Annotated in this window: 18 protein-coding genes and 3 tRNA genes; 6 read left to right on the forward strand and 15 right to left on the reverse strand. The window is 65.6% G+C overall.

All coding sequences use genetic code 11. The features are described 5' to 3' along the window. Positions 1-156: 156 nt before the first annotated feature. Positions 157-963, forward strand: a complete 807-nt coding sequence (locus tag ACTHQX_RS08395) for an exodeoxyribonuclease III (RefSeq protein ID WP_236806433.1) — start codon at positions 157-159, stop codon at positions 961-963. Positions 964-996: 33 nt separating this feature from the next. After that, on the forward strand, positions 997-1,896 hold the full coding sequence (locus ACTHQX_RS08400) for a hypothetical protein (RefSeq protein ID WP_440156800.1): 900 nt from the start codon (positions 997-999) through the stop codon (positions 1,894-1,896). Between the two features lie 54 nt (positions 1,897-1,950). Here ACTHQX_RS08400 and ACTHQX_RS08405 read toward each other — a convergent pair whose 3' ends face one another. The 5 genes from ACTHQX_RS08405 to ACTHQX_RS08425 form a co-directional block, all read right to left on the reverse strand. Beyond that, a complete protein-coding gene (locus ACTHQX_RS08405) occupies positions 1,951-3,006 on the reverse strand; it encodes a LacI family DNA-binding transcriptional regulator (protein WP_440156802.1) in 1,056 nt (351 codons plus the stop codon). Between the two features lie 80 nt (positions 3,007-3,086). Continuing rightward, on the reverse strand, positions 3,087-3,350 hold the full coding sequence (locus ACTHQX_RS08410) for a hypothetical protein (protein ID WP_440156805.1): 264 nt from the start codon (positions 3,348-3,350) through the stop codon (positions 3,087-3,089). Further along, a complete protein-coding gene (locus ACTHQX_RS08415) occupies positions 3,347-4,246 on the reverse strand; it encodes a carbohydrate ABC transporter permease (protein WP_236806428.1) in 900 nt (299 codons plus the stop codon). The genes ACTHQX_RS08410 and ACTHQX_RS08415 overlap by 4 nt, the downstream gene beginning before the upstream one ends. After that, on the reverse strand, positions 4,243-5,280 hold the full coding sequence (locus tag ACTHQX_RS08420; protein WP_236806427.1) for a carbohydrate ABC transporter permease: 1,038 nt from the start codon (positions 5,278-5,280) through the stop codon (positions 4,243-4,245). Before ACTHQX_RS08420 ends, ACTHQX_RS08415 begins: the two co-directional genes overlap by 4 nt. Positions 5,281-5,287: 7 nt before the next feature. Beyond that, positions 5,288-6,586, reverse strand: a complete 1,299-nt coding sequence (locus ACTHQX_RS08425) for an ABC transporter substrate-binding protein (RefSeq protein ID WP_236806426.1) — start codon at positions 6,584-6,586, stop codon at positions 5,288-5,290. A 126-nt stretch (positions 6,587-6,712) separates the two neighbouring features. Here ACTHQX_RS08425 and ACTHQX_RS08430 point away from each other — a divergent pair, with 126 nt between their 5' ends. Then, positions 6,713-8,560, forward strand: a complete 1,848-nt coding sequence (locus ACTHQX_RS08430; RefSeq protein WP_440156806.1) for a glycoside hydrolase family 13 protein — start codon at positions 6,713-6,715, stop codon at positions 8,558-8,560. A 58-nt stretch (positions 8,561-8,618) separates the two neighbouring features. Here the strand turns inward: ACTHQX_RS08430 and ACTHQX_RS08435 are convergent, their stop codons facing one another. The 10 genes from ACTHQX_RS08435 to ACTHQX_RS08480 form a co-directional block, all read right to left on the reverse strand. Then, the gene (locus tag ACTHQX_RS08435) at positions 8,619-9,230 is read right to left on the reverse strand and encodes a hypothetical protein (RefSeq protein ID WP_440156808.1); all 612 of its coding nucleotides are present in this window, start codon (positions 9,228-9,230) and stop codon (positions 8,619-8,621) included. Beyond that, complete coding sequence (locus ACTHQX_RS08440) at positions 9,227-9,877, reverse strand: DUF6286 domain-containing protein (RefSeq protein WP_440156809.1); 651 nt, start codon at positions 9,875-9,877, stop codon at positions 9,227-9,229. The genes ACTHQX_RS08435 and ACTHQX_RS08440 overlap by 4 nt, the downstream gene beginning before the upstream one ends. After that, the gene (locus tag ACTHQX_RS08445; RefSeq protein ID WP_440156811.1) at positions 9,874-10,275 is read right to left on the reverse strand and encodes a hypothetical protein; all 402 of its coding nucleotides are present in this window, start codon (positions 10,273-10,275) and stop codon (positions 9,874-9,876) included. The genes ACTHQX_RS08440 and ACTHQX_RS08445 overlap by 4 nt, the downstream gene beginning before the upstream one ends. 13 nt (positions 10,276-10,288) lie before the next feature. Then, positions 10,289-10,480 carry a DUF2273 domain-containing protein gene (locus ACTHQX_RS08450; RefSeq protein ID WP_003799126.1) on the reverse strand — a complete coding sequence of 64 codons (192 nt, stop codon included), beginning with the start codon at positions 10,478-10,480 and terminating at the stop codon, positions 10,289-10,291. Then, a complete protein-coding gene (locus tag ACTHQX_RS08455) occupies positions 10,477-10,932 on the reverse strand; it encodes an Asp23/Gls24 family envelope stress response protein (RefSeq protein ID WP_236806420.1) in 456 nt (151 codons plus the stop codon). Before ACTHQX_RS08455 ends, ACTHQX_RS08450 begins: the two co-directional genes overlap by 4 nt. A 110-nt stretch (positions 10,933-11,042) precedes the next feature. Beyond that, entirely contained in the window at positions 11,043-11,510 is a 468-nt protein-coding gene (locus ACTHQX_RS08460; protein WP_440156813.1) for a hypothetical protein, read from the reverse strand. Positions 11,511-11,756: 246 nt separating this feature from the next. After that, entirely contained in the window at positions 11,757-13,352 is a 1,596-nt protein-coding gene (locus tag ACTHQX_RS08465) for a glycoside hydrolase family 68 protein (protein WP_236806416.1), read from the reverse strand. A gap of 815 nt (positions 13,353-14,167) precedes the next feature. Then, positions 14,168-14,243: transfer RNA gene (locus ACTHQX_RS08470), tRNA-Phe, on the reverse strand. 48 nt (positions 14,244-14,291) lie between these two features. Beyond that, positions 14,292-14,365 (reverse strand) — tRNA-Asp (locus ACTHQX_RS08475). A 94-nt stretch (positions 14,366-14,459) separates the two neighbouring features. Next, positions 14,460-14,532, reverse strand: a tRNA-Glu gene (locus tag ACTHQX_RS08480). A 240-nt stretch (positions 14,533-14,772) separates the two neighbouring features. Here ACTHQX_RS08480 and ACTHQX_RS08485 point away from each other — a divergent pair. Genes ACTHQX_RS08485 through ACTHQX_RS08495 form a run of 3 tightly spaced genes read left to right on the forward strand, consistent with a single transcriptional unit; the run spans position 14,773 to position 17,080 of the window. Beyond that, positions 14,773-15,711: a DMT family transporter gene (locus tag ACTHQX_RS08485; protein WP_440156815.1), complete on the forward strand. Its 939-nt coding sequence runs from the start codon at positions 14,773-14,775 to the stop codon at positions 15,709-15,711. Positions 15,712-15,720: 9 nt separating this feature from the next. Beyond that, on the forward strand, positions 15,721-16,149 hold the full coding sequence (locus ACTHQX_RS08490) for a metallopeptidase family protein (protein ID WP_440156818.1): 429 nt from the start codon (positions 15,721-15,723) through the stop codon (positions 16,147-16,149). A 10-nt stretch (positions 16,150-16,159) separates the two neighbouring features. Continuing rightward, on the forward strand, positions 16,160-17,080 hold the full coding sequence (locus ACTHQX_RS08495) for a cation diffusion facilitator family transporter (protein ID WP_440156821.1): 921 nt from the start codon (positions 16,160-16,162) through the stop codon (positions 17,078-17,080). The last annotated feature ends 123 nt before the right edge of the window (positions 17,081-17,203 follow it).

The raw sequence follows: 17,203 nt of genomic DNA on the forward strand, positions 1-17,203 counted from the left end.
AATCTACTCGGACTTCCTACTAAATTCCAGAGTCCGGCAGGTGAGGTTGCCAGCAGCACGGACGCGGTTCGAACGCGGTTCGGGTACGGTTCGGGTGGAAGCGTGCCGCCATCCGCCGGGAGTCCCATCCGCGTCCAAGTTCGGTAAGTTAGGACTGTGAAGATAGCTACCTGGAATGTGAACTCGCTGCGTGCCCGTGCCGACCGTGTGGAGGCGTGGCTGCAGCGCTCCGACTGTGACGTCCTGGCCATCCAGGAAACCAAGTGCAAGGACGACAACTTTCCGTGGGAGCTCTTCGAGCGCATGGGCTACGAGGTGGCACACTATGGCGTCAACCAGTGGAACGGCGTTGCCATCGCCTCGCGGGTGGGCCTGGACGACGTCGAACGCGGCTTCACCGACCAGCCGCATTTCGGCAAGGCGGGCAAGGATCCCGTCCAGGAAGCACGCGCCATGGCCGCTACCTGCGGCGGAGTCCGGGTGTGGAGCCTCTACGTCCCCAACGGCCGCTCCCTCGACGACGAGCACATGCCCTACAAGCTCAAGTGGCTTGATTCCCTGAAGAACCACGCGGCCGGATGGATCTCTGAGGACCCGTCCAAGCAGGTCGCGCTGATGGGCGACTGGAACATCGCCCCCACCGACGACGACGTCTGGGACATCGACCTGTTCCTCACCCAGGGCTACACCCACGTCAGCGAACCGGAGCGGGCCGCGTTCCACGCCTTCGAGTCGGTGGGCTACTCCGACGTCGTGCGCCCCCACACCCCGGGCCCGGGCGTTTATACGTATTGGGACTACACCCAGCTGCGTTTCCCCAAGAAGGAGGGCATGCGGATCGACTTCGTGCTCGCCTCGCCGGCCCTCGCCTCGCGCGTTTCCGGCGCGTCAATCGACCGCGAGGAACGCAAGGGAAAGGGCGCGTCCGACCACGCACCGGTGATTGTGGAACTGACCGACTGATGGAGGCTGACGGCTGATGACAGGCAGGCATTCATGACGGGCAACCTCTACCGGGGCCAGGCCGGGCTCCCGTTTTCTTCCACGCTGCGCGTCTATGAACCGCTGGACGCGTTTCCCGAGGATCAGCAGGCCGCCATCAAGTCAGCCGGTGAGCGGGCGGTGTCCCGCGCCGCCGTCGAAAACGCGGAGCTACTGGCTTCCCTGGGGCGGATCACCCGCCCGGGCGGCGATCCCTTCCCCACCGGCCGGACCGACCTGGTGCGCGTCACCCGCGCCCCGGGGATCCCCGTGGAGGATGCCGGCACGGACAGCGCCGAGGAGGAAACAGCCGACGGCGTCGCGCTGCTTTACTGCCCCAGCCAGCTGGTGCTTCGGGCCGGGTTGGCGGCAAACGCCCTGATCGAGGGCATCCACGGGCCCCTGGCCGAACTGCTGATTCCCGAGGAGCAGCGGGACCGGCACCAGGAACGCATCGACCTGGTCAACGCGCGCGACGGCATCACCAGGGTGCACACCCGGGCCTCCACCTGGGGCATCCCCTTCAGCTGGTTCTCGCTGTTCCTCGAGTCCGACCCGCAGGACGTCGTGGAGGCCGGCGGCAGGATCCTCACCGTGCGCGTGTGGGCGCCCATCTCGGATGCTCTCGACAGGGTGCGCTACGCCGTGGCGAACCTGGCGCTCGCCGCTCCTGACCTTGACATGCTGGACGACCTCACGCAGCTCACCGAATGGCTGGAGCTCTTCCACGCAGACTCCATGGTGGAACTGGACTACGGCGCAGTGGCGGACAAGGTCTACCCCGATGACTCCCCCATGGACGTGCGGCTGGGGATCGAGTGCCTCGCGGAGGGTGACATGACGGGCGCGGCCGCCGCTTACCGCCGGCTGGCTTCCCGCTGGATCCCGATTCGCCAACTGGCCCGGGCCTCGTAACCCGCGCGCTTCCCCGCCCGGCACCCTGCTCTTTCAAGGGCGTGAGCTGCGCTCCTAGGCGGACCTGGGCGGCGCCGTCGTGCGTCTGACGATCAGACGGTGCGGCGCGACGGAGGACCGCACCGAACCGGGGATCCCCAGGAGTTCGTCGAGCAGCATCTTGGTGCCAAGCTCGGCTTGCTCGTCGGGCCGCTGCCCCACAGTGGTGAGGCCGATCGCGTCGGAGAAATCGTGGTCGTCTATGCCGATCACGGACAGGTCCTTGGGCACCCGGACGCCGACGCGGTTCGCTTCGAAAATGACGCCCATGGCCATTTCATCTGAGGCACAGAAGATGGCGGTGGGTTTCTCGCCTGGCTGGGCCCAGAGCCGCCGGAATGCCTCCTGGCCGCTGCGGACGGTGAAGTCGCCCCACTCGTCCCACTCGGGACGGACTTCCAGGCCGGCAGCTGTCATGACGTCCTGGAAGGCCAGGATGCGGACCCGGGGAACATCGAAGTTGAGGTCGGTTTCATCGTCCCCATGCAGCAGCGCGATGTCCCGGTGGCCGAGTTCGATCAGGTGTTTGACGGCGGTGGAGGCTGCCGCGTAGTCGTCGATGCCGATGTAGGCACATTCCTCCACGTGGCCGCCCACCACCACCAGCGGGATGTCGATCTTCTGCAGGTGCTCCAGCTCGTCCCGGGTCAGCGCCATACACAAAACCAGGAGGGCGTCGATCTGCTTGTAGACCATGGTCTTGCTGAAGAGCCGCTCGCGGTGGCTGCCGTGGCCGCCCAGGTTGAAGAGTGAAAGGTTGTACTGCCGGGCATGGAGTTCGCGGTCCGCGCCCTCGATGGCCTTGGAGAAAAACCACCGGCTCACAAACGGGGCCAGCACGCCAATCGTTTTGGTGCGTCCCGTGGCGAGGCCGGACGCGGAGGATGAGGCGACGTAGCCCAGCGCCGCTGCCACCTCCAGGATTTTTTCCCGGGTGGCCGGCGAAACCCGAGGCAGTCCCCGCACGGCGCGTGACACGGTCGCCGTGGAAACTCCCGCGGCCGCGGCCACGTCCTCGATACTGACTCCTGAGTGGCCACCGCGCTGTGCCCTTTCAGTAGTGCGCGCCACGATGTCCTCTCTAAGTCCTCATGCAGATTTCCGCCACGCCGTTCTCCCGGCGGCAAGAATCCATTTTAGTCCCGCAGGTTCTACTTGCGGCGCGTGGCCGTGCGGGCGGGAAGGCGCCTGCGGAGCCTGACCATGCCGAACAGTGCCAGCAGTGTGGCCAGCAGCCCCAGCGCCCAGAAGACGGCGGGCTGTGCCGTCACCTCCATCCAGACGGTGACGACGAGCAGCACCACGGCCCAGAATCCAAGGAATCCGATGATGATGTCGAAGTCCTCGCCGGAGCGGACGCGCTTGTGCGCGGCCGCTTCCGGCTTCCGGTTCTGTGGTGCTGCTCCGTGCGTCACTTGACAGCGCCCGCCGTCAGGCCGGCCACGATCTTGCGCTGGAACACCAGCACCAGGATGACCAGCGGAATGGTGACGATGGTGCCGGCGGCCATGATGGCCGTGTACGGGATCTGGTTTGGCTGGGCACCGGCAAAGTTGGCGATGGCCACAGTCACCGGCTGGGTCGCGTCGCTGGAGAGCTGGCTGGCGATGAGGAATTCATTCCACGAGGAGATGAAGGCCAGGATCGCCGTGGTGAAGATGGCCGGTGCGGCGAGGGGCATGATCACCTTCCGGAAGGCCTGCCCCTGCGTGCAGCCGTCCACCCGGGCCGACTCCTCCAACTCCCATGGCATCTCCCGGAAGAAGGAGGTCATGGTGTAGACGGTCAGCGGCAGCACGAACGAAATGTTCGGGATGATCAGCGCCTGGTAGGTGCCCATCCAGCCGATGTTGGTGAACAGCTGGAACAGCGGGGTGATCAGGGCAACGCCGGGGAACATGGAGGCCCCCAGGATGAAGCCGAGCACCAGGAACTTGCCCCGGAAGTTCAGCCGGGCCAGTGCATACGCCGCGAAAACACCTATGATCAGGGATATCAGCGTGACGACGACGCCGATGAAGATGCTGTTCAGCAGGGCCTGGCCGAACCGGTTCCCGAAGGAGGTGTCGAACGCGGTCCTGAAGTTGTCCAGCGTGACGTGGGTGGGCAGGATCGAGGTGTCGTAGGTGAAGCCCACCTCGCGGAATGCCGTCACCACCATCCAGTACGCCGGTGCCAGGCACCAGATCAGGATGACGGCGGCGCTGATGTAGGTCCTGCCCTGCGCCCACCGTTCCTTGTTCTGAGCCTTGCGGCGGCCTCGGTCCTGCTCCGCGCGCAGGGATGCTGCTGAGGATGTCGCGGCGGTCATTTCTTCCCCTTACCGGTGGCGCCGCTCTGTTCAACAACGTTTGCCCCCAAGAACCGGACAAAGATGAACGCGACAAGAAAGATGATGATGAAGGTGATGGTCGACAACGCCGCGGCTGCATTGAACCCTTGTCTAATCTGGTTGATCACCAGGATGGACAGGGTAGTGGTGTTGTTCGCGCCGCCCGTCAGGATGTACGGGAGGTCGAACATGCGCAGCGCGTCCAGGGTGCGGAACAGGATGGCCACCATGAGGGCGGGCTTCACCAGTGGCAGCGTAATCAGCCGGAAGCGCTGCCAGGCGGTGGCACCGTCGACCTTGGCGGCCTCATAAACCTCGGCCGGGATCATCTGGAGTCCGGCGAGGATCAGCAACGCCATGAAGGGTGTGGTCTTCCAGACATCTGCGATGACCACTGCCCACTTCGCCGGCCATTCGCTGCCGGTCCAAAGGATCGAGGTGTTGAACAGCTTGTTGGCAATGCCTTCGAAGGCGAAGATGAAAAACCAGAGCTTTGCAGTGACGGCGGTGGGAATGGCCCACGGCACCAGCACGGCAGCGCGGACCATGCTCCGGCCTTTGAAGGTGCGGGCCATGATCATTGCCATCCAGAAACCCAGGACGGTCTCGAAGGCCACGGTTACCACGGTGAAGAAGAAGGTTGTGGCCGTGGCAGACCAGAACTGCGAACCGAGCGTGCCGGGCGGGCAAGCAACGGTTCCGCCGGCCGGGGCGGAGCACTGCTGGGCAATCCAGTTGACGTAGTTTTGAACGCCGGCCGGCCCACCTGCGGTGAAGAGGCCGGTGGCCGGATCAAGGCCGGCATCCTTTTGGAAGGACATCACGATTGCGCTGATGATCGGGTAAACGATCACCACGGCAAGGGCGATGATGGTGGGGGCCAGGAGCCATGTGGCCCACTTGCCCTGACTGAGAATCTTGTTGTCCTCACCCACGCCCTTGGGGCCGTGGTGGACCGGGGTGCCGCCCGACGCCGGTGCCTTGACCGGCGTCGGGCCTACTTCGGTTGCCATGGCAGAACTACGATCCTGCACCGGCGGATTCGATGGACTTCTGCATGTCAGACAGTGCAGTGTCCACGGGCTTTTCACCCTTGATGGCTGAGTACGCGTTCTCCTGGATCGCCTTGGTCACTGCCGGGTAGAACGGGGTGACCGGGCGCGGCACGGCGTTCTCGATGGAGGTCTTCAGGACGGGCAGGTACGGCAGCTTCTTCACCAGGGTGGCGTCAGTGTAAAGGCTGCCCAGCACGGGAGCCAGCGAACCCTGCGTGGCGTAGAACTTCTCGGTCTCTTCGGACGTCATGAACTTCAGGAAGTCCAGGGCAGTTGCCTTGTTCTTGGAGTAGACGCTGACAGCCAGGCTGTGGCCGCCCAGCGATGAGGCGCCGGGGCCGTCCTTGCCCGGGATCGGTGCGATGCCCAGCTTGTCCTTCACCTTGGATGATCCTTCGGTGGTGGCCAGGTTGTAGACGTAGGGCCAGTTGCGCAGGAAGAGGAGCTTTCCGTCCTGGAAGGCCTGGCGGCTCTGCTCCTCCTGGAAGGTGATGCCTTCCTTCGGGATGTTGCCGTCAGCGTAGGCCTTGGCCAGGTTCTCCAGGCCAGCCTTGGCCTGGTCGGTGTTCAGACTGGGCTTGCCGTCCGCGTCCAGGACGGAACCGCCGGCGGAGTTGATGGCCTCCGACGCGTTGACGGTCAGGCCCTCGTACTTGCTGAACTGGCCGCCGTAGCAGCCGATCTTGTTCTCCTTGGCGATGGAGCACATGCCCATCATTTCATCCCACGTTTTCGGCGCGGTGGGGACCAGGTCCTTGCGGTAGTACAGCAGGGCGCCGTCGGAGGTCTGCGGGGCTGCGTACAGCGTTCCCTTGTAGGTGGCGCTGTCGACGGTCGGCTTCAGCATGGCGCTGGTATCGAAGGCCATCTTGTCCTTCAGCGGCTGAAGCCATCCCTTGGCCGCGAACTCCGCGGTCCAGACGACGTCAACGTCCACGACGTCGTAGCTGGCATCCTTGGCCTGGAAGTGCTGCACGATGTCATCGTGCTGCTGGTCAGCCTGGTCCGTCTGCTCCTTGAAGGTCACCTTCTCGTTCGGGTGGGCGGCGTTCCACTTCTCGATCAGCGGGCGGACGACGTTGCTGTTGTCCTTGCCCTGAACGTAGGTGATGGGGCCGCGGCCGTCGAGGTTGTTGGCGGCGTCACCGCCCCCGGCACCGCCACCTCCGCCCGTGGTGCCGCCCCCGCCGCCGCCACAGGCGGACAGGGTCAGTGCGAGCACGCCGGCAGTGGCGACCGGGAGTAAGAACTTAGGGGTTTTCATTGGCTGGAGACTCCTCGCTGAGTGACATGGAAATCATTCGTGCGGTTGATGTGGTGACTGTCACACTAGTAACGTTGCCCGAAGATATGCAAGCGTTTACACCTAATTGTTACCGGAGAGGCAACCATGAGTCACCGCCCGATCAGCACGCCAGCTTCCGAGACGACCGCGTGGTGGGCCCATGCAGCTGTCTACCAGATCTATCCGCGTTCCTTTTCCGATGGGAACGGTGACGGCATGGGTGACCTGCCCGGTGTCACGGCACGCCTGCCCTACCTGCAGCAGCTCGGGGTCGACGCCGTCTGGCTTTCGCCGTTCTACCGGTCGCCGCAGGCGGATGGCGGCTACGATGTCGCCGATTACCGGCAGGTGGACCCGGCCTTCGGTACGCTGGCCGACTTCGACGCCATGCTGGAGGACGCCCACGCCCGCGGGCTGAAGGTGATCGTCGACCTGGTCCCGAACCACACATCCGATGAACACGTGTGGTTCCAGGAGGCCCTCGCGGCGGAACCCGGCTCCGCCGCCAGGGAGCGTTACATGTTCCGGCCGGGGAAGGACGAGACTGCAGGCTCCGGCGACGGCAACCTCGCGCCGAACAACTGGAAATCCATCTTCGGCGGACCGGCCTGGACGCGGACCACGAACGCCGACGGCTCCCCCGGGGACTGGTACCTGCACCTTTTCGACACGAAGCAGCCGGACCTTAACTGGGAAAACCCCGAGGTCTGGGAGGAGATGCGTTCCGTGCTCCGCTTCTGGCTGGACAGGGGCGTGGACGGCTTCCGGGTGGATGTGGCCCACGGGATGGTGAAGGAGGCCGGGCTTCCGGACTGGGAAGGTGTGGCCGCCATGGTGGAAGGCTCCGCCGACGCCGCCCATGTGACGGATCCCCCGGGCGCCCACGGAGAGGAAGTTGAGCCGCACACAGCGCACACCCCCGATGGGGACAGCACCGTCGGGGATGCCGCCGGGGGCGCGGAACACGAACCGGTGTCGCCGCTGTATCCGCCGTCGCCGTTCTTTGACCAGGACGGCGTCCATGAGATTTACCGGGACTGGAACCGGGTCCTGGCCGGCTACGACGGCGACCGCATGCTGGTGGCCGAGGCGTGGGTTGAACCGGCGGAACGGCTCGCGCGGTACATCCGGCCGGACGAGATGCAGCAGGCCTTCAACTTCGATTTCCTGCTGGCAGGCTGGGACGCCCGGCGGATGGCCGTGGCCATCGAGGATTCCCTCGTGGCTGCCGCCTCCGTGGGGGCACCAGCGACCTGGGTCCTGAGCAACCATGACACGGTGCGCCATCCGACCCGCTTCGGTTTGCAGGATCCCACCACCTTCCCGAAGGGGATTTCCGCCGAGGACGAGCAGCCCGATGCAGCCCTTGGCCTGGCCCGTGCCCGGGCCGCCTCGCTGGTGTCCTTGGCCCTGCCCGGCTCCGCGTACATCTACCAGGGCGAGGAGCTTGGTCTCCCGGAGCACACCACGCTGCCCGCCGAAGCCCGGCAGGATCCGACGTTCTTCCGGACCAACGGCATTGAGCGCGGGCGCGACGGCTGCCGGGTGCCGCTGCCATGGAAATCCGCAGCGCCCGGGTATGGCTTCGCGGAGGCGTCCACTGCGCAGGACCCGGCCGCGCCCTGGCTGCCCCAGCCCGAATCCTTCGAAGATCTGGCCGCGGACCGGCAGGACGGCGTCAAAGGCTCCACACTGGAGCTGTACCGCGCCACGCTCACCGCACGCCGCACCCACGGTCTGGGATCCGGCACCTTCTGCTGGGCGGACAACCACGACCCCGGCCTGGGCGTCCTGGCGTTTCACAACCGTGATGTCCTGGTGGTCGCCAACACCGGGGCGGATTCCACGCCGGTCCCCGACGGATACCGGGTGGCGCTGTCGAGCGCTGCAGAATCAGGCGCTGAAGAAGCCGTGGTTGCGCCCAACAGTGCGGCCTACCTGGTGGCCGGATAAGAGGCCCGACGGTTTCTGGCTAACCGGTTCCGGCTAGCCAGAGTCCTGGATGACGGAGCTAGCGGACCCGCTCGGCGCGGCTGAAGCGGGTCCGCGCACCGGCCGCGATGTGCACCAGAACCGGTGTCCGCTGACCCACCACGGCGCTCAGCGCGTCAACCAGGTCCGCCGCTTCGGCCGCGACGGCCTGCGGTGGCACACCCGGCCGTGGGTGCAACCGGAGCTTCAGCGCCGGCTGTCCCTTGACGTCGTAGATCGAGACCGTGGCACCGGCGAGGTCGGGACGGTCGGCAAGGGCGTTCTTCAGCGCCTGCTCGGCCACTCCCCCGCCGATCCTGATGTCGCCCGGCACGCCGCCCGGATCCTCTGCCGCGAGCAAGAGGTCGGTGCGGCCTTTGCCCTGCTGCGCGATCCACGCAACCATGAGGCCGATCAGCAACACCACCGCGAGGGCCAGGACCACCCACAGCCAGCTCCCCTGCCGGCCGGGAAACTGCGTACCCTCGAAGGCCGCGGTGACGTTGTCCGACACGCTTCTGGACCAGGAGTGCCACCACACCGCGACGGCAGGGACAGCCGCCAGGAGTACGAGCAGCACGCCGATCACCAGCAGCTTGAAGCCAAGAATGCCGAGAAGGATCCGGTTGAGAAGCCTGGGTGTGCCGTTCATGCGCCCACCACCCCGGAGGTCGACAGGTTGACGGTCACCTGGGGCATGGGAGACGGTCCCATCGCCGCCAGTTCGTTTTCCACCGCTTGCAAGATGGCATTCTCGCTGGTCGGAACGCCGGAGGTGGGGCGGACATTGACCACCACCTGGCGCTGGGAAACCACTACCATGACCTGTTCCTGCGTGACATTGGCCGCCAGACGCGCACTTCGGGCAAGGGCGGCCGCGATGACTTCATCATCAACCACTACGGCAATCCGCGGGTCAGACAGAAGGTGCCTGGCCCGGCGCCCGGGCAGGACCGCGCTCAGGAAAAAGAAGAGACCTGCGGCAGCTGTCACGGCGCCGGCAGCTCCCAGCAGCAGCGGCGGCAGACCGGACGGGAGCGCCACGATCCGTTCCGCTGCCGTTTGCGGATCGATGAGCCAGGGCGGCTGGCCGATGGCGCGCACCGCGGATTCCAGGAGAGCGTAAAGGCAGAGCACGATGACCAGGGAACCGGCGATGACTGCTGCCACGGCCCGCGAGGCGTGGGTCTCGCGGTGCAGGACGCGGCGCATGTCAATGGCGGCGGCGTACCCCGCACCGGAGCTGCCCTGCGCCGGGTCCCCGCCGGCCTCATGCTGCTGTTCGACGACGGAACTCACCGGACCCTGCCCTCTTCCGTGACGTGGGCACCGCTGATGCGGATGTCCACCCTGCTCAGGCTCGCACCGCTGAGTTCGGTGACCTTGGTCAATATGTCTGTTTTGGCGTGCACGGTCCTGTCCCAGATGGAGCCGCCCAGCGCGGCGACACGGCCCGGGTCGCGGAGAACGGCAGTCAGGCTGGGGATCCGGATGGGGGCGACGAGTGACAAAGCCAGCAGGCCGCCGTCGTCCGACCAGTCTGCGCGCACGTCATGGGCATGAATGCCCAGGGCCTCGGCAGCGGCAGCCTTGGCCAGGCTGGTGAGCGCCTGGGTGCTGATCCTGTTGTGTCCGCTGTACTGCCCGCTGGGCGTGGCTGCTCCGGCTGCCTGTACCGTATCCGTTGCCCGGCTCATGAGGATGCACCGTTCATGAGGAAGAGCGCCGGCCGCTGATGGCATCGATGACGCTACGGAGGTCCAGTTTCCCTTCTGCGGCGCGGCCCAGGAGCGCGCCGATTCCCATGAACAGCAGGGAAATCAGGAAGCCCCAGAGGCCGAACTGTAGTGACATGAACGCCACGAAGGCGCCGACTGCGATTCCAACGACAGTGGGGCTCACAGGACCGCCTCCCTCTCAGCGACGGCGGAAGCGCCCGTCGGTTTCACGGGCGGTGCAATGTAGACGTCGTTGATCTCGACGTTCACCTCGATGACCTGCAGGCCCACCAGTTTCTCGACGGCCGCATAAACACTTGCCCGTACCTGGTTGGCCAGTGCGTGCAGCGGAACGCCGTAGACCGCCACCAGGGTGATGTCTACTGCCACCTGGGTTTCGCCGACCTCGGCGTGCACCCCCGCGGCATGATCGGAGCTGCCCACCGCGTCCCTGATGGCACCGAGTGCCCGGGAGGAGCCCGTCCCCAGGGAGTACACGCCGGGCACGGCCCGGGCCGCGATCCCGGCGACTTTGGCCACGGCGGTCTCGGAGATCACGGTCCGCCCCCCGGCTCCAGCCTGTGTCAGGGCAGGGTCCACGCGAACGGCGGCGGTTTGTGGATTCTGGTATTCCATCAGCACTCCCCTTCTGTTGAACACAACCCTATCCCCTGGGCCGGACAACGTCAGGGGCCGCGCGCAGCGCGTTCCCCGCGGGCCCCGGCGCAGCGCAATCCCCTTGAGGCTTAGTGGCAGTTCGCAGACAGCCACCCGGTCACGGGGGCCACGGCGGCCTCGAACTCGCCGTTGGAATACACGCTCTGGTCCGAGAGCCCCGCCAGAGCCACCTCGTTGAACCGCGCAAAGTCGGCCTTCAGCGCCTCAGGCACCCGCTGCGCCGTCTCCGCGAGCTCCGCTTTCTTCTGCTCCAGTTCTGCGGTCTTGCCCTGGGCGGCGGAAAGCGGCAGCAGGGATGCCCCCGTGGCTTGCGTGGAGATGGCGTCACAGGCCTCGGCTGCGGAGGCGTAACCGCCGTACGGACCGGAAGCGGCACTTGCGGACGCGGTCGGAGCGGCGCTGCCGGCCGCCGTCGTGGACGTTTCAGGCGCCGACGGCGCACTGCCGGAGGCAGGCCCGGAGCAGGCGGTAAGTGCCGCTACGGCGAGAAGAGCGACGGCGTACAGCGGGCGGGCAAGTTGTTTCACGGTTTCCATTCCTGGAGTGGTTTTGCCGCCTTTCGGCGGCCTGGCTGGGCAGCCGCAAGAGGCCTGCCCCGTCCCCCGGCGTGCGAGTCTAGCCCGGCCGGCGCGCGTCTTTCCAAGTTGACAGGGCGGGTGCACTTTGCAGTCGTGCCTCAAAACGGCTCTGTATATACAGGGACTGAGGTGCAGCAAAAGGCGCCCGGACCCGGAAATACTCACCAGGTCCGGGCGCCCCCCGATTACTGCAACAGGAACGGCTTACTTGTAGAGGCCGTTGCCGCCAACGTGGACGTTGGTGGGCAGGTAACCGAACGGGCCGAGGCCGTTCTTGCCGAAGCTGCGGTCAACCTTGGACACGCCGTCGCGGAAGTTGAGCTTCACGGTGGGCGACAGGGAGCCGCCGCGGACGCCGTTCACGTTGTCGATGAAGGACTGGACCAGGCCGCCCGGCTGCACGTAGTGCGAGTAGGCCTGGAACTGGCGGCCGTTCTGGTTCGGCGTCGGTGCTTCCGGGGACTCGGACGGCAGGTTCAGGTCTGTCGGGGAGCCGAGGGCCAGGCCGCTGTTGTTCATCGGCTGGTAGTCGGAGCGGACGCCGTTGCCCACGAAGCCGTAGACGCCGTCGGGTCCGCGCATGCCTGCAGCGTAGGTGAACTGGTGGCTGATGGTGAACAGGTAGTACTTGTTCTTGCCGCCTTCATTCTGGATGAAGATCTGCGGACGCTCGGTCTGGTCGTTGACGCAGTTGGCGGAGAGGATCGGAGGCAGGAAGTGCCACTTGGTCAGATCCTTGTTATCTGCCACGGCGAGGCCAACGTTGGCGGTCTGGTAGTAGGCACCCTTGCTGTTGACCTCGGCGAGGTTCTCGGCGTTGGGGTCACCCTTGGCGTAGCCCAGGTCCGCGTTCTCGCAGCGGTAGTCGCCGCGCTTGCCACCGGTGTTGCCTTCGAACACCATAAAGGTCTTGCCGGGGTGCGCCGGGTCAGCGAAGGTGTACGGGTCGCGGAACGCGAACCCCGGGTTCTGCGCCTTGTTCTGGTACAGCTTTCCGTCCGGTTCGAGCAGCTTGGTGTGCTGGAAGCCGTCGAAGGTCACGCCGTTCTTGTCCGCGTGGATGTTGCCGAGTGCCTTGGCGATGGCGGCGTCCGGGGCGATGCCGCCGCCGCCGGCGTTGCGCTCCTTGACGTCGTAAAACGTGGTGGCCGTGTAGAAGACGTTCACATGGTTGCCCTGCATCAGGCGCGTGGAGCCGGACCATTCGGTGTTGCCGATGGAAGTGTTGTCCAGGAACAGGTGTCCGCCGTAGTTCCATTTGTCCTTGGCGGGGTCGGCGTTGGTCTTGCGGAAGAAGTAGCCGATCCGGGCGTTCCAGTGGCGCTGGTCGAAGCCGTAGCCCGCGTGCCGGTCAGCGACCAGCGAGAAGATCACGTCGTAACCCTTGTAGCTGATCTGGTTCGCGTTCTCATCGGTCAGCGACCAAGTGTCCCAGACCCACACGTCGTCATTCATGGCGGGGAAGTCCTCGGGGATCTCCGGCATGGTGACGTCGGGGCTCATGGAGTTCTGGCCGGGCTTAACCTTGGAATCGCTCTGCGCCATGATCTGCTTGGCATCCGCACGGGTCCACTTTGAGGTGAAGTCCGACGCCGGGTCGTGCGCCGTCTGGGTGTGGGGCGTCGGCAGGGGGAAGCCCGGAGCCGGCGCCGGCATCTGGGTGCTCGCCGGCGGATCCGACGGCTCGTTTGCCTGTGCCGAGGGCACGGCGAGGAACGCCGTGGCGGCGACAGTTGCCACCAGAGCCGCGGCGGCGGGGCGCCACCGCAGCATCCGGGGGGTGTTGGGGTGCTTGTGCATGTTTTGCTCTTCTCGCGGAGATACGTTCGTCGAAGACGGGCAGCTGCCCTTGTCCCCGCACTCCGAAGTCCCCCGGTGACACGGCATGCGTCATCGAGGACGCCGTTGTGTCGAGGGAGAAGCGGGGTTTGGGTGGGACCCCGCGGTGGGCGATCGGAAATGTCATACATTTCGCGGCCCACACTCAACGCTAGACAACGTTGTCAGCCGAGTTCAACCCGGTTTTCGGACGTCGCCTTGAGTCTGCCCTCCTACTGCGCAAGCGCTTACATCTCGTTTGCGCGCGCGTGCCCCACTTCAGGACGGGAATCAAACGTATCTTCATAATTACGTCATCAATGGTGTTGCTCACACCGCCAGCAGGGAGCGGGCCGGGCCAAAACGGGGCGCTTCGACGCGCGACTCGCCGGCCGCCGTCGTGATGTACGACGCCGGAGCCTCCAAAGTGACCCCCGACGGCTCATTCACCGGGAGCCACGCCTGGATCCTCGACGCCGACGGACTGATAGGCCGGCTTCCCTGCCGCTCGCCCGACGCCGGGCGAGCGGCGGTCGGTGGGCGCAGTGGCGCACCCCGGGGCACGCTTCCCCACCTACAGCGGGCAACCTGAGGAAGCGTTGCCAGAAAAGCCGCAGGAGGTGAGGACGCGCTCCCTGAAAGACCGCAGGACCTGAGGACGCGTTGCCAGAAAGGCAGCAGGACCTGAGGAAGGGTCGCCAGAAAGGCGGCAGGAGGTGAGGAAGGGTTGCCCAAGTCGGGGGAACCCGGGGAACGAAAAAACCCCGCTGTTCTTCATGGAACAGCGGGGTTCTAGCTGGTGGCTCCGACCGGCGTCGATCCGGTGACCTTTCGATTTTCAGTCGAACGCTCTACCAACTGAGCTACAGAGCCTAGGTGACGTGTCACCATGAATGCCGGAATCTCTTCCGGCAAACAAAGCGACCCTGACGGGACTTGAACCCGCGACCTCCGCCGTGACAGGGCGGCGCGCTAACCAACTGCGCTACAGGGCCTTGCTATTTCTTGCTTTCCGCAGTATCGCTACCGCGTTTTTTCAAGGACTCCAGCCTACCAGACTTTTTTGCCTGCTTTGACCACTTCCTTGCGTACCCCCAACGGGATTCGAACCCGTGCCGCCGCCGTGAAAGGGCGGTGTCCTAGGCCGCTAGACGATGGGGGCCTGGACTCAATTTGGTTGAACAAGGGCAAAAATAAAGGGCCGAAGCCTTTCGTTCTTGTCCTTTCGTGTTCCTCCGAACTGGACCTGTAAAACTATAGAGCCTCTCCCCGGAATTTCCAAAATCGGCCCGATGGACACGCAAACGGCAAGCAAAACAGGGGCCGCCACGTGGCAGTTTCTTGGCTAGACATGGCCGATTTCCGCCAGCCACCGTGCGGGGAACGGAGCTAGATTGGCATCATGGCATCCACCGCCGGCACCAGCCCCCTCCAGCCCCACTCCCCCGATGACCTCTCCCCCCGGAAACCCGCACCCTCCATGAACGCGCTGGGGGTCGCCGCCGTCGTGGTGACCGTGGTGCTCTGGGCCTCCGCCTTCGTTGGCATCCGCGCCGTTGGCCCAAGCTTCTCCCCGGGAGCGCTGTCCCTGGGGCGGCTGGCGATTGCCGCCGCCGTGCTCGGCGCGGTGGTGCTTCCCAAACTGCGGGCGCTGCCGCGGGGACGCGAGTGGTGGCCGATCCTCGCCTACGGCGTCATGTGGTTCGCCGGCTACAACGTGGCGCTCAACGCCGCGGAGCATTCGCTCGACGCCGGAACCAGCGCGCTGCTCATCAACGTGAACCCGATCCTGGTGGCTGTAATGGCAGGCATCATCCTCAAGGAGGGCTTCCCGCGCTGGCTGATCATCGGCAGCCTGGTGGCGTTCGGCGGCGTCGCAGTGATCGCGCTGGGATCGGGGACGCGTTCGACGGCGGACGTGGCAGGCGTGCTGCTTTGCCTCCTCGCTGCTGCACTCGCCGCGGTCAGCGTCATCATCCAGAAGCCCGTGCTGCGGAAGTTTCCGGCGGGCCAGGCAACCTGGTTCGGCATCATGGTGGGCCTGGTCTGCTGCCTGCCGTTCGCCGGCCAGCTGGGTCAGGAACTGCAGGCGGCCCCGCTGCCGGCCACCCTTGGCCTGGTCTACCTGGGCATCTTCCCCACCGCCATCGCCTTCACCACGTGGGCCTACGCCCTATCGCTGATCGATGCCGGTAAGCTGGCTGCCACCACGTATCTGGTGCCGGGCACGACGGTGCTGATCTCGTGGCTGGTGCTCAGCGAAATCCCGACGGTCTGGGGACTCGTCGGCGGCGCCATCTGCCTCCTCGGTGTGGGCCTGACCCGGCGGAGATCCCGCTAAAGTTTGGGTATGCCAGCTAACCTGCCGCCCGGCCTACCGATCGTGCCGGACGGAGCCGGCGGATCCCCCGGTTTCGACATGTCGGAGGCCGACTTCGAAGCGGCTGTCAGCGACGCCCTGGACCAGCTTCCGGCCGAGGTGGCACAGGCCATGGACAACGTAGCGGTGTTCATCGACGACGATTACGTCCCGCAGCCCGGTGAGGACCCGGACACGGTTCTCCTGGGGCTGTACGAGGGCGTTCCACTGACCGAGCGTGATTCCTGGTGGGATGCCGGATCGCTTCCGGACCGCATTACCATCTACCGCCAGCCCATCCTGGACATCTGCTCGTCCCGCGAGGATGTGGTGGAGGAGGTGGCGGTGACGGTGATCCACGAGATTGCGCACCACTTCGGAATCGACGACCAGCGGCTTCACGAACTCGGGTGGGACTAGCCTTGTAGGCATGGGACACGACCACAACCACACCCACGGCCTCACCGCCACGGGTAGGCACCGCGTCAGGCTGATTGCGGTTCTGGCCATCACCCTCTCCGTGATGCTCATCCAACTGGTCGGGTCCCTGCTCTCCGGCTCCCTGGCCCTGCTGGCCGATGCGGGCCACATGCTCTCCGACGCAGCCGGCGTCTTCATCGCCCTGATGGCTGCATGGATCGCCGCACTGCCGGCCAACGATCTACGGACCTACGGTTACCAGCGCGCGGAAGTCCTGGCTGCCCTCGCCAACGCCCTGATCCTGGTGGTGGTAGCGGCTGTCATCTTCACCGAAGCCATCCGCCGCATTGGCTCCGCACCCGAGGTGCATACCGACATCATGCTGTACGCCGCCATCCTCGGTGCGGCCGCCAACCTCGTCTCGCTGCTGATCCTGCGCAAGGCCCAGCAGGAAAGCCTGAACGTCCGCGGCGCCTACCTGGAGGTGCTGGGCGATCTCCTCGGCTCGTTCGCCGTGATCGCCGCGGCTCTGGTCATCAAGTTCACCGGCTATCTCGCGGCGGACACCATCGCCTCCGTGATCATCGCGCTGATGATCCTGCCGAGGGCCTGGCACCTGCTCCGCGAGGTGGTGGATGTCCTGCTGGAGGCCACTCCGAAGGGCGTGGAAGTCAGCATGATCCGCGAACACATCCTCTCGGTGGCAGGCGTGGTTGCCGTCCACGACATCCACATCTGGACCATCACATCCGGCGTGCCGGTGTTTTCCGCCCACGTGGTGGTGGAGGACGAGGTGCTAAGCGCGAAGGGCGCGGACCAGGTCCTGGACAAACTGACGACCTGTCTGGGGTCGCATTTCGATACCGAGCACTGCACCTTCCAGCTGGAACCGGCCAGCCACTACGAGCACGAATCGCCTCAGCACGCCTGACGGCGATTCACAGTTCTGTTTCGTTGGCCCCGGGTGACGGTCGACGCGACACGCCCGCTTCATCTCCGCCCAAATGACGCTGGTGTTGTTTATGTTATTGATGTGACCAGTGTTGCCAATGTG

The sequence above is a fragment of the Arthrobacter sp. SAFR-023 genome (assembly GCF_051965295.1).
Classification (GTDB): domain Bacteria; phylum Actinomycetota; class Actinomycetes; order Actinomycetales; family Micrococcaceae; genus Arthrobacter.